16 protein-coding genes are annotated in these 15,297 nt (G+C 64.3%); 6 read left to right on the forward strand and 10 right to left on the reverse strand.

Annotation, left to right across the window (positions count from 1 at the left end; translation table 11 throughout):
• The 4 genes from AAFG50_RS23100 to AAFG50_RS23115 all read right to left on the reverse strand — a co-directional run bounded on the left by AAFG50_RS23100 (window position 1) and on the right by AAFG50_RS23115 (window position 4,558).
• Window positions 1-969, reverse strand: coding sequence for an alpha/beta hydrolase (locus AAFG50_RS23100; protein WP_198046584.1), 969 nt, complete (start codon window positions 967-969; stop codon window positions 1-3).
• Window positions 966-1,397 (reverse strand): heme-binding protein, encoded by a 432-nt coding sequence (locus AAFG50_RS23105; RefSeq protein WP_231166490.1) that lies wholly within the window; start codon window positions 1,395-1,397, stop codon window positions 966-968. Before AAFG50_RS23105 ends, AAFG50_RS23100 begins: the two co-directional genes overlap by 4 nt.
• A 103-nt stretch (window positions 1,398-1,500) precedes the next feature.
• On the reverse strand, window positions 1,501-2,994 hold the full coding sequence (locus AAFG50_RS23110) for an aldehyde dehydrogenase family protein (protein WP_198046583.1): 1,494 nt from the start codon (window positions 2,992-2,994) through the stop codon (window positions 1,501-1,503).
• 13 nt (window positions 2,995-3,007) lie between these two features.
• Window positions 3,008-4,558 carry a hypothetical protein gene (locus tag AAFG50_RS23115; RefSeq protein ID WP_342714005.1) on the reverse strand — a complete coding sequence of 517 codons (1,551 nt, stop codon included), beginning with the start codon at window positions 4,556-4,558 and terminating at the stop codon, window positions 3,008-3,010.
• Between the two features lie 290 nt (window positions 4,559-4,848).
• Between AAFG50_RS23115 and AAFG50_RS23120 the strand changes: the two genes are divergently transcribed.
• From AAFG50_RS23120 to AAFG50_RS23140, 5 genes are all read left to right on the forward strand, one after another.
• Window positions 4,849-5,619, forward strand: coding sequence for an iron-containing redox enzyme family protein (locus AAFG50_RS23120; protein WP_049832404.1), 771 nt, complete (start codon window positions 4,849-4,851; stop codon window positions 5,617-5,619).
• 15 nt (window positions 5,620-5,634) lie between these two features.
• On the forward strand, window positions 5,635-5,967 hold the full coding sequence (locus tag AAFG50_RS23125) for a 2Fe-2S iron-sulfur cluster-binding protein (protein WP_039184585.1): 333 nt from the start codon (window positions 5,635-5,637) through the stop codon (window positions 5,965-5,967).
• Between the two features lie 89 nt (window positions 5,968-6,056).
• A complete protein-coding gene (locus tag AAFG50_RS23130; protein ID WP_028171760.1) occupies window positions 6,057-6,353 on the forward strand; it encodes a hypothetical protein in 297 nt (98 codons plus the stop codon).
• Window positions 6,354-6,390: 37 nt separating this feature from the next.
• On the forward strand, window positions 6,391-6,723 hold the full coding sequence (locus tag AAFG50_RS23135; protein ID WP_028171759.1) for a 2Fe-2S iron-sulfur cluster binding domain-containing protein: 333 nt from the start codon (window positions 6,391-6,393) through the stop codon (window positions 6,721-6,723).
• Between the two features lie 183 nt (window positions 6,724-6,906).
• The gene (locus AAFG50_RS23140; RefSeq protein WP_063623008.1) at window positions 6,907-7,683 is read left to right on the forward strand and encodes a GntR family transcriptional regulator; all 777 of its coding nucleotides are present in this window, start codon (window positions 6,907-6,909) and stop codon (window positions 7,681-7,683) included.
• A 20-nt stretch (window positions 7,684-7,703) separates the two neighbouring features.
• Here AAFG50_RS23140 and lpxB read toward each other — a convergent pair whose 3' ends face one another.
• The 3 genes from lpxB to lpxA are packed head-to-tail and all read right to left on the reverse strand — an operon-like array spanning window position 7,704 to window position 10,547.
• Window positions 7,704-8,882 carry a lipid-A-disaccharide synthase gene (gene lpxB, locus AAFG50_RS23145; protein ID WP_039184587.1) on the reverse strand — a complete coding sequence of 393 codons (1,179 nt, stop codon included), beginning with the start codon at window positions 8,880-8,882 and terminating at the stop codon, window positions 7,704-7,706.
• Entirely contained in the window at window positions 8,879-9,736 is an 858-nt protein-coding gene (gene lpxI, locus AAFG50_RS23150) for a UDP-2,3-diacylglucosamine diphosphatase LpxI (RefSeq protein ID WP_039185206.1), read from the reverse strand. Before lpxI ends, lpxB begins: the two co-directional genes overlap by 4 nt.
• A gap of 19 nt (window positions 9,737-9,755) precedes the next feature.
• Window positions 9,756-10,547, reverse strand: a complete 792-nt coding sequence (gene lpxA / locus AAFG50_RS23155; protein WP_028171756.1) for an acyl-ACP--UDP-N-acetylglucosamine O-acyltransferase — start codon at window positions 10,545-10,547, stop codon at window positions 9,756-9,758.
• A gap of 175 nt (window positions 10,548-10,722) precedes the next feature.
• Between lpxA and AAFG50_RS23160 the strand changes: the two genes are divergently transcribed.
• Window positions 10,723-11,046 carry a KTSC domain-containing protein gene (locus AAFG50_RS23160; RefSeq protein WP_028171755.1) on the forward strand — a complete coding sequence of 108 codons (324 nt, stop codon included), beginning with the start codon at window positions 10,723-10,725 and terminating at the stop codon, window positions 11,044-11,046.
• A 25-nt stretch (window positions 11,047-11,071) separates the two neighbouring features.
• Here AAFG50_RS23160 and fabZ read toward each other — a convergent pair whose 3' ends face one another.
• From fabZ to bamA, 3 genes are all read right to left on the reverse strand, one after another.
• Window positions 11,072-11,533, reverse strand: a complete 462-nt coding sequence (fabZ, locus tag AAFG50_RS23165) for a 3-hydroxyacyl-ACP dehydratase FabZ (RefSeq protein WP_011087619.1) — start codon at window positions 11,531-11,533, stop codon at window positions 11,072-11,074.
• Window positions 11,530-12,597 (reverse strand): UDP-3-O-(3-hydroxymyristoyl)glucosamine N-acyltransferase, encoded by a 1,068-nt coding sequence (gene lpxD / locus AAFG50_RS23170; protein ID WP_011087620.1) that lies wholly within the window; start codon window positions 12,595-12,597, stop codon window positions 11,530-11,532. The genes fabZ and lpxD overlap by 4 nt, the downstream gene beginning before the upstream one ends.
• Before the next feature lie 148 nt (window positions 12,598-12,745).
• Complete coding sequence (gene bamA, locus AAFG50_RS23175) at window positions 12,746-15,280, reverse strand: outer membrane protein assembly factor BamA (RefSeq protein ID WP_028171754.1); 2,535 nt, start codon at window positions 15,278-15,280, stop codon at window positions 12,746-12,748.
• Window positions 15,281-15,297 lie beyond the last annotated feature (17 nt).

The raw sequence follows: 15,297 nt of genomic DNA on the forward strand, positions 1-15,297 counted from the left end.
TCATTGCGGGGGTCCCTTCCTGGTCGCGACGAAGGCGAGGATCTCGCGGCCGAGTTCGTCTTCGCCGGAATTGAAGTGCGCGACGATCGAGCTATGGTTGTGCCCATGCATCTGCACCACGCGGGGAGCGCGCCCGCAGGTCGTCGTCAATCGCGCCGCGAACTCCAATCCGTATGAATCAAGATGGCGGTTTTCGTGCTCGGCGACCGCCACGAACACGGGCCAGCGGCAGCGCTCGACGTGATTGACGGGGGAGCAGCGTTCGAGCACGGCCGGGTCCGAGCCGCAATAGGCCGCGACATTCGCGGCGTTGGGATTGCTCGGCAGGCATTCCAGGCGCAACCGCGCGCTGACGAGAACGGCCGCGGCGATGCCGGCACGGGGGGCGTCCCATGCCAGCGGATCGAGCAGATAGGACGCGACATGGCAGCCGCCGGCCGAATGGCCCATCAAGACCAGGTCGCCGGGATCGCCGCCATGAGCAGTGATGTTCTTAGCCACCCAGTCGACCGCGAGGCCGACGTCCTGAGCGCCAGCGGGAAACGGCGCCGCGGGAGCCAGACGATATTCCACATTGACCGCGACGAAGCCCTGGCTGGCGAACCAATAAGCGACGTTGTCGTAGAAGACGCCGTCGGCGCTCTTGCTGCCGCGCGTAAAGGCGCCTCCATGAACGAAGATCAGGACCCGACGCTTCCGGGCGCCTTGTGGGACGAACACGTCGAGCCGCTGCCGCGGATCGGCGCCATAGCCGATCTCCCGGAGCACCTCTATTCCCGCCGTGTCGGCGCGCCGGACCAACGGCGCATAGATTTCCAGGACCTCGGCGCGATGCTTAACGATATTGTCGTTCCAGCACCGGTTCAGCCCCGCCAGACGCGAACGATCCTCGGGAGACAGGTGGAGCATGGCGGTGTGGGGCGCTGCGGTCGAAGCCGTCGGCATGCCCGGCTCAGATTGCTTGATCACTTCTTGATATCGGCGGCAACGAGCACGCGATGATCGCGCAGCAGGTCCTGCAAGGCCTGCAAGGCGGCCACGCCGCATTGGGTATCCTGCTCGCCATTTCCGCCGCTGAGCCCCACGCCGCCCACGACCTCGTCGTCGACGACGATCGGAAAGCCGCCGACGAACACGGCGAATCGGCCTTCGAAGCTCCACTGGATTCCGAACGCTTCGTTTCCGGGCAGCGCCGGACCGTTCGGCACCTGATTGAAGAGATGCGTCGCGCGCTTGTGTCCGGCGGCGGTGAACGCCTTGTTCCAGGCGATCTGCGGGCCGGTGACGCGTGCGCCGTCCATGCGTTCGAGAACAATGGGATAGCCGCCATCGTCGACCACGCAGACCGTCTCCGGTACGCCGAGTTCGGCGGCCTTCCGGAGCGCGGCCGCGGCCATATGCCTGGCCTCCGGCAATTCGAGCTTGAGCGATGTCTTCATCTCACACCTTATCCATCTGACTGCCATCCGCCGCTCGCGCGGCGCCCGGCAAGATTGTCCATCAGCATCCGCGATAGACGGTTTTGATCTGGGTATAGAATTCCAACCCCGTGCGACCGGATTCACGGAACGTGGATGTGCTCGATCGCTTCAGGCCTCCGAATGGCGCATTGACGAGATTGCCGGTCGTGGTGCGGTTGATCTTGACCGTTCCCGACTGAATGTCGTTGGCAAAGTCGTGCATGACGCGCGGGTTGCGCGTCACGATCGCGGCCGACAATCCATATTCGGTGTCGTTGGCCTTGGTGATGGCGTCCGCATAGGACTCGACATCGATGACCGCGATCACGGGACCGAAGATTTCCTCGCGCGCGATCGTCATCTGCTGGGTGACGTCGGCAAATATCGCCGGCGAGACGTAGTAGCCGCGATCATGGCCGGCGTCGGTGAGCCGCTCGCCACCGTGAACGTGCGTCGCCTCCTGCTTTCCTATTGCGATGTAGCGCAGCACCGTATCGAGCTGCCTCGCGGTGGCCAGCGGCCCCATATCCATCCCTTCCGTCAGGCCGCAGCCGATCTTCAGGGCCTTCACCCTGGCGACCAGCCGCGCGAGGAACTCGGCCCGCACCGCCTTCATGACCAGGACGCGGCTTGTACCCGTGCAGGCCTGTCCGGCGAGCGACAGGCCGCCCTTGATGGTCAGGTCGACCGCCTTGTCGAGATCGGCGTCGTCCATCACGATCAGCGGGTTCTTGCCGCCCAATTCCATCTGAGTGCGGGTGGTGAAGCCGACCGAGCGGCAGATGTGCTCGCCGGCCGCGGTCGATCCGGTAAAGGAAATTGCACGGATGACCGGCGGTTCGGTAATGGCGGGACCGACCTCGCCGGCCTTGCCGGTGATGAAGTTCAGCACGCCTTTCGGCAGGCCCGCCGCGACAAGCGCCTCGGCGAGCCGGTAGCCGCTCAGCGGCGCATCGGACGACGGCTTGAAGACGACGGTGTTTCCGGTGATGAGCGCGGGCGCGATCTTGCGGGCCGGGATCGAGATCGGGAAATTCCAGGGCGTGATGACCGATACCACGCCGAGCGGTTCGCGCAGCGTGTAGACGGTCATGTCGGAATCGTCGTTCGGAAACACCTCGCCGGTCAAAGACTGCCCCTCGACAGCGTAGAACCGCAATGTCTGCGCCGAGCGCAGGATCTCGTCCTTGGCAAGATTGAGCGCCTTGCCCATTTCCCGCGTCATCTCCCGCGCGCTTCGATCGACATGCGCCTCGAGATAATCGGCGGCCCGGTTCAGGACGGCGGCGCGCTTCGAGATCGGTGTCCTCTTCCAGCCTTCGAACGCCGCGGCCGCCGCAGCGACGGCCCGCGTCGCGTCCTCCGCCGTGGATGCCTGGAATCGTCCAACGATGTCCGACGTATCCGCGGGATTGAGGTTGTCGAAGGGTTCGCCTCCGCCGCGGGGCCACTCGCCATCGATCAAGTTCCGGAATTCGTCGATCCGCGCCGCATCACCGGACATCGGCGCAGCCTTCATCGCAACGTCGCTCATGTTCGAACCTTCTCTAGTGCCAGATCAAGACGGCGCAGATCGTGGAGGTCGCCAGTCCCACCAGCACCGGAACCATGACGGTCTGCACGATCTGGAAGACCGGGACGCGGGCGAACCCGGCCACCGCGATCAGGGACGACCACGCGACCAGCGTGCCGCCTCCCGTCCACACCGCGCCCATCTGGCCGATCGCGGCGAGCGTAGCGGGATCAAGCCCGACGGTGGGCGCCAGCGCGCCCGACAGCGAGCCGGTGAGCGGCAGGCCGGCGAAACCCGAACCATCGATACCGGTGATCATGCCGGCGATCAGTACGCCGAACGCGACGAATATCTGATTGCCCGGAATCGATCCCTGCACCGCGTGGATCAGCTCAAACAGCAGGCTCGGCGCCTGCGTCACGGGAACGTCGAGAATCGGCGCGGACAGGCTCGGCTCGGCGCCGAGGAAGAAGAAGCCGGCGATCGGCAACACCGACCCCATCGCTCTGAAGGCGAAGACGAAGCCCTCCGTGACATGGTCGGCGCTGGCGTCGAGGAACTTCCGCAACTGGTCGGTGACAAAGGACGCGCAGATCATCAGCGCGGCAGCGACGCCGCCGACCAGGGCCGCGGCAGCGCCGCCCTTGAGATCATGGCCGATGCCGAGCTTCGAGAGCACCATTACGACGATGACGGCGAGGAACGCGACCGGCGTGGCGACGGCGAAGAACTTCGACCATTTTTCGCGCCGACTCGGAATCGCGGCGAGCTCGGTGTCGATGTGCTCCTGGGTCGCGAACGACTGCCCGTCGCCGGCGGTCCCGCGCGCGATCTCGGCCTTGTCGAACGTGCCCTCCTCCTCGATGCGCGCCAGCTCGCCGTTCATCGACTGCGCTTGCCAGCGCTCGAGCAATTTGTCGTCCGGTTTGGTGATGAACTTGCGGATCGCGAGATAGCCCAGCACCAGCGCGATGATTCCGGTGATCAGCGACAACACGAGCGCGCGGTCGGCGACCGTGGCGGCGCTGACCGCGATACCGGCGGCCTTGGCGCTGATGCCCGGAGCGACTCCGATGACGTAGTCTGACGACAGCGCCATGCCCTGCCCCGCGATCGCGATCGCCAGCGCGCCGCCGAGCGGCGGCAGCCCGGCTGCGATCGCCGCCGGCAATAACACCGCAGACACGAGCGGCACCGCCGGCGTCGGCCAGAAGAACAGGGAAATGACGTAGGTGATGGCGGCCAGGACGAAATAGGCGGTATGGCCGTCCTTCATCACCGCACGAAATGGCTCGACCATGCGGATGTCGGAGCGCAGCACCTTGAGCGCGTTCAACAGCGCCGTCATCAGCGCGATCACAAGGAAGATGTTGAAGAGCTCCTTCGCCGCGGTGAAGCTCGCATTGAAGATACTGCCGAGCGCCGCGATCGGGCTATGCGTCCAGGCCAGCGTGACGAGGACGGTGGCGATGACCGACGGCACGACCACATTGGCCCGCCAGATCATTGTCAGAACGATGAGGGCGACGCCGAACAGGTAAACCCAGTGTGCGGCGACGATCGGAACGTGCGGCTGCATGGTCATATGGTGCTCCCCGAACCGTCGCAATATTGTATACTGTATTCTAATAATGCAACAAATAACTGCGAATGCCTTGCAGAGGCATCCAAGGTTACGTTTGAGGAATCCTGTAACTATTTTATATCATTGATACTTATCAACTTATCCACATACGAATTATCTTGCCGGCTCGTCCGAACCGTTGACAGGCGACAAAAATTGTATACTGTATACTTAAAATGGCAGTTCGGGGACGAAATGCCCTATGGCCCGTGATTGAACGGCCCAATCTCTGCGGTGACAGGAGCGCGACGATGCAGAAGCTTATGAACCACGTCGAATTTCGCACGGCCCTTGAAAACGCCATCAAGGGCAAGAGCGCCAACAAGGCCCCCTTCAGCATCGCCTGGGCGAGTGGAAAGCTGAGCCGGGCGCATCTCGCGTCATGGGCGGAGAACCACTACCACTATGTCGGCCCATTCGCCGACTATCTCGGCTACATCTATGCGCGGATGCCGGAGCAATATCAGGAAGCCAAGGACTTCCTTCTGGCCAACATGTACGAGGAGGAGATCGGCGGCGATCGCCACACCGACCTTCTGATCCGTTTCGCCGAGGCCTGCGGCACGACCGCGGCGCGGGTCAAGGATCCCGACAACATGACCGCCACCACGCGCGGGCTGCAAAGCTGGTGTTATTCGGTCGCGATGCGCGAGGATCCGATCGTGGCTGTGGCAGGTCTCGTGGTCGGCCTGGAATCGCAGGTGCCGTCGATCTATCGGAAGCAAACGCCGACCCTGCGCGAGAAGTACAAGTTCACCGATGAAGAGGTCGAGTTCTTCGATCTCCACATCGTGTCGGATGAGATTCACGGCGAACGCGGCTACCAGATCGTGCTCGAGCACGCCAACACCGTCGAGCTGCAGCAGCGCTGCCTGAAGATCTGCGAGATCGGCGCGCAGATGCGGCTACTCTACACCACCGCGCTCTATCACGACTATGTAGCCCAGGACATTCCGCTGTCCGAACTCGACATGGCTGAGACCAGAGTTCCCGCCGAAGAGCGCGCGCTGCTGCAGGCCTAAGCGGAGCGAAACGGGATGCCCCACGTCGTTTTTCACAGGGCCGGCCAGACCTTTCACGGCGAGGTCAACGAAAACACCAATCTCGTCGTGCGGGCGGGCATCCGCCAGTTTCCATACCCGAACTTTCAGTACGGCTGCGGCATGGGTAAATGCGGGAAGTGCGCATCCCTGATCATCAAGGGGAGCGAGCATCTGCCAGAGCCGAACTGGAAGGAAAAGAAGCGCTTGGGAGCCAGAATTGAACTTGGCTATCGCCTCGCCTGCCAGGTCTGGCTGACCCACGACATCGAGCTGTCGCAGGAGGCAACGCCGCTCGCGGACGTCGTCGCGCCGGGCAACGCCGACTGATGCGCCGGCCGGTCCTTGGGGGCGGATACGCGCGCAGTCCTCGATGACCTGACGGACTGATTGTGCGGAGAACACGGGAGTTGCGAACGATGTATGTGATACTGACCAGCAAGGCCGGACAGTTCCGGACCGAGATCGTCGACGGGCTCAAGCCGCTCGCATCCTACGACTACCTGTTTTACGGCACGAAGAAAGCGACCTTCGTGATCGCGGAACTGCTCAGGGATACGAAGATCAAGGTCATCGACGAAGCCTGGTCGCCCCCCATCGTGAACGAGGTACCCTCCAAGTTCCTCGAGAAGTTTGAAACGCCTGAGCGTGCCTTCAGCGAGCTTCAGCACCTCACGACGTTCGGCCACATGGATACGGAGCTGCGCAAGTCGTGATCTCCGAAAAGCGCATGCGCCAGTCGCGAAGGCTGTCATGATCGAAGTCACGTTCCTGACCAACGATAGCAAGACCGTAACGGCTCCGGAGAACAGCAACCTGCTGCGGATATCCCTGCGAGAGCAAGGCGGCATCCCGTTCAAGTGCGGCGGCGGGATTTGCGGAACATGCAAATGCCGCATCGAGAAGGGCCTTGAGAACACCGACGCAATCAAGCCGAAGGAACGAAAGCACCTGAGCGAGGAGCAGTTCGCCGACGGCTACAGAATGGCGTGCCAGACGTTCCTCCTTGGCAATGTCAGCGTGTCCTGGACGCCCAGGCCGGCCTCACCGGCACCCCGGCTAGCCGAAGGCCGTGCCGGGGACTGAGCACCGGCTGGGACACTTCCGGCGCAATCGCTCTGTTGACGGTCATGGCGACGCCTTGCCGACGTGCACCGGCCGGTCTAAGTCTACCCCTGTCGCCCTTGCCCGGAATTCCGTTCGGCCGATGGCGGCTTGGATCTCGCCGCGCGATTCAGATATTCAGTCGGCGGCTGAGCAGGTCATCTCATGGCGGGCAGGTTGGAAAACCCAAAACGGCGTCTTGGTGACGATTACCTTTCCCTTCACGACAGGGTCATCGAGGAACTGCGCCAGGCCATCTTGAGCCGGCGGCTGAAACCCGGCGAACGGCTAGTCGAGGGACGTCTCGCCGAAGAGCTCGGCGTCTCGCGCAATCCGGTGCGCGAAGCCATCCGCGTGCTGACATCGGAAGGCTTGGTTGAAGTGACCGCGCGGCGCGGCGCGTCAGTCCTTGCAATGACGGACGAGGAGGCGCGCGAAACCATCGAAGTCCGCGCGCTGCTCGAGGGCCAGAATGCGCGGCTTGCGGCACGCCGACGCGACCAGGACATTCTGGCGCGGATCGCGGCCGTGCTGAACAAGGGTTCGGAGGCGGTTGCGACCAAGCGCTACGACCTGTTGTCCGATCTCAACCAACAGTTTCACCACGAGCTAGCCGCGGCCGGCCGCAATCGCGTTCTGTCCGATCTGCTCAAACGACTGCGCGAGCGGACTGCGATGCTGTTCGCACCGACCGATCCGGAGCGTCAGGCGCGTACCTGGGATGAGCATGCCGGCATTCTGCGCGCCATCATTGCAGGCGACGAACGGGCGGCCGCCACGCTTGCCGCCGAGCACGTGATGCGGGCCGGCGCCGATTTTCTATCGACGCTTCAGGTTCCCCACGAGAGTCCGTCGCTGGAGGCCCCGTCCGTGCAGCCGAGCAAGGCGTCCGGTAAATCGCGGGCCAGTCACGCGACGACTGCCGGACAGCCCAAGAAATAGACCAGCAGGACCTGCTCCAGTTAGCCCGTTCCCTTACGCATGGTCGCCAGCACGATGTCGGCGGCGAGCACGCTCGGCGCTTTGTTGCCTGTGGACATGATGGTGTCGAGACAGGCGAAGGCTTCGACCTGCCGGCGGCGCATATCGCTGTCCGTGAGCACCTCTGACAGCGCCGGTGCGAGCTTCTCCGGCGTGCAGTCTTCCTGCAAAAACTCCGGAATGACATCCTCACCGATCACGAGATTGGCGAGGATCACCGAGGAGACGCGGATCGCGCGGCGCAGGATGAAGGCCTCGATGGCGCCGACGCGATAGGCCGTCACCATCGGAATGCCCGATAGCGCCAGTTCCAGCGTCACCGTGCCGGATTTCGCCAGCGCGGCGTGCGCGATCCGGAAGGCGGCGCGCTTCTCGGCCTCGCCGATCACGATCTGCGGCTTGACCGGCCAACTGGCGATGCCTTCGCGGACGGTGGCTTCGAGATGCGGCATGGTCGGCAGCATCAGTTCGAACGCGCGCCCCTCCGCCTGCAACCGGCCGAGCGCCGCGCCAAACACCTCGATATGATGCCGGATCTCGCTGCGCCGGCTGCCGGGCAGCACCAGCAGCACCGGCGGCTCACTGTTGCGGCGCTTCTGCTCCTCCGCATTCGGCCGCAGCGACCCCAATTGCTCGATCAAGGGATGGCCGACATAGCTGCATGGCGGCCCGCCGAGCTTGCGGTATTCCTCCGGCTCGAACGGCAACAGGCCGAGGACGTGATCGACATAGCCGAGCATGGTCCGCGCCCGTCCCGGCCGCCAGGCCCAGAGCTGCGGCGAGACGTAGTCGACGATCGGGATCGCAGGATTGCCCGCCCGCACGCGGCGCGCGACGCGATGGGTGAAATCGGGGCTGTCGATGATGACGAGCGCGTCGGGCACGGCCTCCAGCACGGCGTCCGCGGTCTCGCGGATCAAGCGCAGGATCTTCGGCAATTGCTGCACCACCGCGGCGAAACCGACGATCGACAGCTCCTCGATCGGGAACAGCGTCTCGAGCCCCTCGCGCGCCATGGTGCGGCCGCCGACGCCTTCGAACTGCACGCCGTCGCCGAGGCGCTGGCGCAGCACCTTCATCAAGGCGCTGCCGAGCCGGTCGCCGGATTCCTCCGTGGCGATCAGGAAGATCTTTCGCTTGGGATCGCGCCCCTGCATCATGCCGGCATGCCGATGATGAAGAGGTACTTTGCGTCGGCGAGCGCGATCATCGCCTGCGGCTCGGCGGCAATGGTGTTGCCGGCGATCACGGCGATGCCGGCAAGGCCGGCTCTCGCGACGCCCTCGATGGTGCGCGGGCCGATCGTCGGCAGGTCGAAACGCAGGTCCTGGCTGCTCTTCGGCGCCTTCACCAGCACCCCGCGGCCCGTCGCCGCGCGAATGCGGCCCTCCTCGCGCAGCCGCGCGACGCGCGCGAGCAGCGCGTCGGTGCCCTCGATATCCTCGACCGCCACCACATGACCGTCGATCACCACGACAGCCTGGCCGATGTCGAACGGCCCGAGCGCGGTCAGGACCGCGCGGCCGCGCTCGATGTCGGCCTTGCTGGTGTCGCTCGGCCAGGCGCGGCTGATGCAGCCCTCGGGCATCAAGAGGTCGGGCGCGACGTCCTTGATCCCGACCATGCGAAAGCCGCCTTGTTCGAGAATGCGCCCGACGCCCGACAGCAGATGATCGTCGCCGCCGCGAAAGGCACGGATGACATTGCCGAGCAACCGCAATGTCGTGAAGTCGAACCGGATCTCCGAAAGCGAAGGCCGCACCAAGGTGCCGATGAAGATGAGGTCACGGCAGCCCTCCTCGCGGAACAGCCGCATCGCGCGCCCGAGCTGGCCGACCGAGATCCAGCGGTGGCGGAACTTTTCCACCTGCACCGGATCGCAGGCGCCGCGCAGCGGAAACAGCACCGGCGTGATGCCGCGCGTGGCGAGCGAGTCGGCAACCGCAAACGGCATGGCGCCGCCGCCGGCGACCACGCCGACGGGCGATGAAATCCCTGCCGCCGCCGATGTCATGTCCGCGGCCATCGCAGGTTCACTTCTCGATGGCGGGAAGACAGAGCGGACGCTTGCCCTTGCCGATGAAGCCGAGGATCTCGGCGATCGCCGGATCTTCGCCGGCCAGCGGCCTGGACGCTTCGAGCCGCTCGGCGAAGGTGCCTGGGCCGTGGAAGAGCTTCTGGTAGAACGCGCGCACGGTCGCAAGCCGCTGCTTGGTGAACTTGCGCCGCTTCATGCCGATCAGGTTGAGGCTCTCCAGCACCGCATATTGACCGTTGACCAGCCCATAAGGGATGACGTCGTCGCGTACGCCGCAGACCCCGCCGACCATGACATACGGGCCGATGCGCGTGAACTGATGCACGGCAGACAGGCCGCCGATATAGACGGCATCGCCGATCTCGCAATGGCCGCCGAGCGTCGCCGACGTCGCGAAGATCACGCTGTCGCCGACCATGCAGTCATGGCCGACATGGCTGTTGTTCATGAAGTAGCCGCCGCTGCCGACGCGCGTCAGCCCGCCGCCCTTGATGGTGCCGACGTTCATCGTCGCGCCTTCGCGGATGGTGCAGCCCGAGCCGATCTCGAGCCGGGTCGGCTCGCCCTTGTAGCTGAGATCCTGGGGCGCGCCGCCGAGCACCGCGAACGGCGAGATCACGCAGTTGTCGCCGACCGAGCTGTGGCCGATGACGGTGACCTGTCCGATCAGCTTGCAGTTCGCGCCGATCACGGCATTCGGGCCGATGATGCAATAGGGGCCGATCTCGGTACCCTCGCCGATCACGGCGCCGTCCTCGACCCGTGCGGTGGGATCAATCTTGCTCATCAAGCAATCTAACTCGTCAAGAAGGTCTGGTTATGTGTTGAAGTCGTTCGGTTTTCCGCTGGTTAGCCCGACTATGCCCGATCTGTCCAGTGACGTATGATCTCGACGTGTTTCACGTGCCGGATGAGGCGGCCTTCCCGGCCCATCAACACGTTCATGCGGAGCTTCAGCTATCGTGGTCAGGGCCCTGGCAATGCTGCTCGCACAGCTCGCGGCCGCACCGGTCGTCTCCGAGACGGTCGAGACCGGCGGACACCGGCCCGTCGACCTCGCGACATTCGAATGCCGCGACATCACCCGCAGCACGGTGCTTCAGCGCGTCTGCTACGACCGCGCGCAGCAGGACCTGATCGTCGCGATCAACGGCGCGTATGACCGCTATTGCGGCGTTGATCCCGAAACGGTCGACAGCCTCCTGGGCGCGCCGTCCATGGGCCAGTTCTTCAACCAGAAGATCAGACGCGAGGCAGCGGGCAGCCGCTACGATTGCGGCGTATGAGCCCGTCCGCGGGGTCGTAAGCCGCTCAGTCGGTCAGCATGGCGCCGACGTCGGCCTCGGCGACGACCTGGCCGTTGACCTTGGCATCGCCGTGAAACCACCACATGGTCTTGCGGCGGCCGAGCGAGCGCATGTGATACTCGATGGTATCGCCAGGGAGCACGGGCTTGCGGAACTTGCACTTGTCGATGGTGAGGAAATAGACCGCGCGCGGTTTCTCGGTGCCCTCGACCGACTTGATGCCGATCACGCCCGCCGTCTGCGCCATCGCCTCGATCATCATGACGCCGGGATAGACCGGGCGCTCGGGGAAATGCCCCTGGAAGGCCGGCTCGTTGAAGGTGACGTTCTTGATGCCGATGCCGCTGTAATCGGCGCGGATGTTGATCACGCGGTCGATCAGCAGCATCGGAAAGCGGTGCGGCAGCGTCTGGAGGATCGCGTTGATGTCCACCAGCTCGAACTTAATAGGAGATCCCTCCGTCATTCCCGTCCCTCGTCCTTCGGATCGGCCCTGCTGTCGCGTACCAGGCGCTCCACCGCGATAATTTCCTTGAACCACTGCTTGGTCGGCTTGGCGAAAAAACCACCCCAGCGTCCGTTCGGCGGGATGTCGTCCTTGACGCCGCTCATCGCAGTGACCTGGGCTCCGTCGCCGATCTTGAGGTGATTGTTGATGCCAACCTTTGCTCCCAGCGCCACATTGTCGCCGATGGTCAAACTGCCGGCCAGCCCGATCTGGGCCGCCAGCAGGCAATTCCGGCCGATCGTCACATTGTGGCCGATCTGGACCTGGTTGTCGATTTTGGTGCCCTCGCCGATCACGGTGTCGCGCAGGGACCCACGATCGATGGTGGTGCCAGCGCCGACCTCCACATTGTTCTGGATCAGCACGCGCCCGGTCTGCGGCACCTTCAGGTGCCCCTCAGGGCCGAAGAATATGAAGCCGTAACCGTCCTGGCCGATCGAGCAGCCCGGATGGATCAGCACATCGTTGCCGATCAGCGCGCACTGGATGGCGGTGCGGGCGCCGACATTGCAGTCCCGGCCGATCTTGACGCCGGGGCCGATCACGGCGCCGACGCCGACCACCGTGCCGCTGCCGATCTCGACATCCGCACCGATGACCGCCAGGGGGTCGACGATCACGCCGTCCTCGAGCCGGGCCGTGGGATCGATGATGGCCGACGGCGCGATGCCGTCATTGCCGACCCAGGATTGCGGCCTCAGCGCGTCGCCATGCCATTCCCGCGCGATCCTGACGAAGGCGCGGAACGGCTGCGCCGCCCGCAGCACGGCGACGTGTGCGGGCACCTGGGCCTCGAAGCGCGGGCTGACCAGGCAGGCACCCGCTCTGGTCGCCTTGAGCTGATCGGCATATTTGAGGTTGTCGAAGAACGCCAGATGCATCGGGCCGGCTTCGTCGAGCGAGGCCAGGCCCGTGATGACGTGATCGCCCCTGGTGGGGTCGACCAGCAGCGCCTTTGTCAGCGTGGCAATATCGGCCAGCGCCGTCGCAGGCGGCTTTGTGAAGAAGGTCGGCTGCGCCATTCCACCCCGTCGCGGTCCGGCTTCGACATGAAGCGACCAAACCGCATCATGCCTTTTCTCCCGGATTGAGCACGATCTTATTGGAGACCGGCCCCAAGGAAAACCCAAGGGAAACCCAAGGGGGCCGGATCATGCCCTGCTGATCGAATTAGAACGAGGTGCCGCCGCCGAACCGGAACTCCTGCGTGCGGTCATACTTGCCCTTGCTGAGCGGCACGGCATAGTCGAAGCGCAGCGGTCCGAACGGCGACTGCCAGATCAGGCCGACACCGACCGACGAGCGGATCACCTTGCTGTCGTCGTACACGAGGCCGGTACAGGTGCCCGCCGTCGCCGGATTGATGGTGGACGGGATGCAGTTTGAGTTCCTTGTGGTGGTCGTCTCACCGGTCGCCGACCAAGTCGTCGGTCCCTGATAGTCGTACAGACCGCCGGCGTCAGCATAGACCGCGCCCTTCAGACCGACTTCCTTCGGCAGGAACCAGAACGGCATCTGCAATTCCATCGAAGCGCCCCAGTACTTGGTGCCGCCGAGCGCATCCTGCGTGCCAAAGGGGTTCAGGTCGCGCGGGCCGATGCCGTTCGGAGCAAAGCCGCGGACGAGGTTCGGGCCCATCTGGAATTGGTCGAGCATCCGCAGATCGCTGCCCATCTTGGTCAGGATGCCGCTCTGAAGGCGCGCGACGGCGACGATGTCAGACACCAGCGGGGTGTAGTACTTCGCGTCGATAACGCTCTTCAGGTAGGTGACGTCGCCGCCGACGCCGGCGAAGTCCTGCCGGAAGTCGACGAGCAGACCGTCGGTGGGGTTCTTGTTGTTGTCCAGCGTGTTGTAGCTCAGAGAGTAGCCGAGCGCCGAGGTCAGGGTCTTGCCGTTGGCAAGCTCCTTGCGCACCGGCAGCGAGGCTTCGCCGTCGCTGTAGCAGCCGAGGCCGTTGGTCGAGCTCAAATCGATCGGCGGAACCTGCGACGCAGCGAAGGCCGGGCTCGGGTTGAACGCCGGGCCGGCGATGTTGTTACAGTTCGCCAGGTAGAACGGCAGCGTGATTTCCTGCCGATAGATCGAGTAGCGCAGCTGCAGCGCCAGATCTTCACGCAAGGAGAAGCCGAGGCGCGGCGAGAAGCCGAGCGTCTTGGTGCCGTAGGAGATGTAGCTGTTGGACTTCTGCTCACGCTGATAGAGGTCGAGGCCCAGCGCGACGCGGTAGTCGAGCAGATACGGCTCGACGAACGACAGCGAATAGCCGCGTGCGTACTGGCCATAGGTCACCGACGCCTTGGCGAACAGGCCGCGACCGAGCAGGTTGCGCTCGGAGACCGAGACTTCGGCAAGCGCGCCGTCGGTCGTGGAGTAACCGCCGGAGATCGAGAAGTCGCCGGTCGATTTTTCTTCCATGTCGACGATCAGGATGACGCGGTCGCTGGACGAGCCGGGCTCCGTCGTGATCTTCACGCTCTTGAAATAGTCGAGGTTCTTCAGGCGCCGCTCGGCACGATCGACCAGTGCGCGGTTGTAGGCATCGCCCTCGGAGATGTCGAACTCGCGGCGGATGACGTAGTCGCGCGTGCGGGTGTTGCCGCGCAGGTTGATGCGCTCGATATAGGTGCGCGGGCCCTCGTCGATGTTGAACACGACGGAGACGGTGTGCGCCTCGAAGTTGCGGTCGCCGCCGGGACGGACCACGGCGAAGGCATAGCCACGGCGCGAGGCCTCGATCTGCATCTCCTCGACCGACTTCTCGACCGATTCGACGTTGTAGAGCGAGCCGACATTGACGCGCGAATAGGCGCGCATCGAGTTCGGATCGAAGTTCGGGATGCTGGAACGGAAGTCGAGCGCGCCGACGCGGTATTGGGCGCCTTCCTCGATCTTGAAGGTGACGTTGAAGCCCTTCTTCTCCGGATCGTATTCGGTGAGCGCGGCCACGACCTGGACGTCGGCGAAGCCGTTCTTGAGGTAGAAGCGGCGGATCAGGTCGCGGTCGGCCTCGACGCGGTCGGGATCGTAGATGTCGCCGCTGGCAAGGAAGCTCAGCAGGTTCGATTCGCGCGTCTTGATGACGTCCCGCAGGCGGTAGGACGAGAACGCGACATTGCCGACGAACTCGATCGACTTGACGCCGGTCTTGGCGCCCTCCTCGATCGTGAAGATGAGATCGACGCGGTTGTTCGGCTGCTCGATGACCTCGGGCGTGACGCGGACGTCGTAGCGGCCGGAGCGGCGATAGATTTCGGCGATTCGCAGCGTGTCGGACTGCACCATGGCGCGGGAGAAGGTGCCGCGCGCCTTGGACTGGACTTCAGTGCCGAGTTGCTCGTCCTTGATCTTCTTGTTGCCCTCGAAGGCGATGCGACCGATCACCGGGTTTTCCACCACGGAGACGACGATCTGGCCACCGGCGCCGCGGTTGATCTTCACGTCCTGGAACAGCCCGGTCTCGATCAGCGCCTTGAGGCCGTCGTCGATGGCGCCCTGATCCAGGCGACCGCCCGGACCCGGCTTGAAATAGGAGCGGATCGTCTCCACCTCGACCCGGCGATTTCCTTCGACGGAAATCGACTGGACGGTCTGCGCAAGCGCAGACGAAGACACAAGAGCAGCCCCAATCGGGGCAACCACCGGCGCGCCGAACATGATCAGGGTGGCAAGCAAGCCCCCCCGGAGTCGCAGTCCAAACTTCATTGCGCAACGCGCCCTTA

The sequence above is a fragment of the Bradyrhizobium sp. B039 genome (assembly GCF_038965675.1).
Taxonomy (GTDB): Bacteria; Pseudomonadota; Alphaproteobacteria; order Rhizobiales; family Xanthobacteraceae; genus Bradyrhizobium; species Bradyrhizobium diazoefficiens.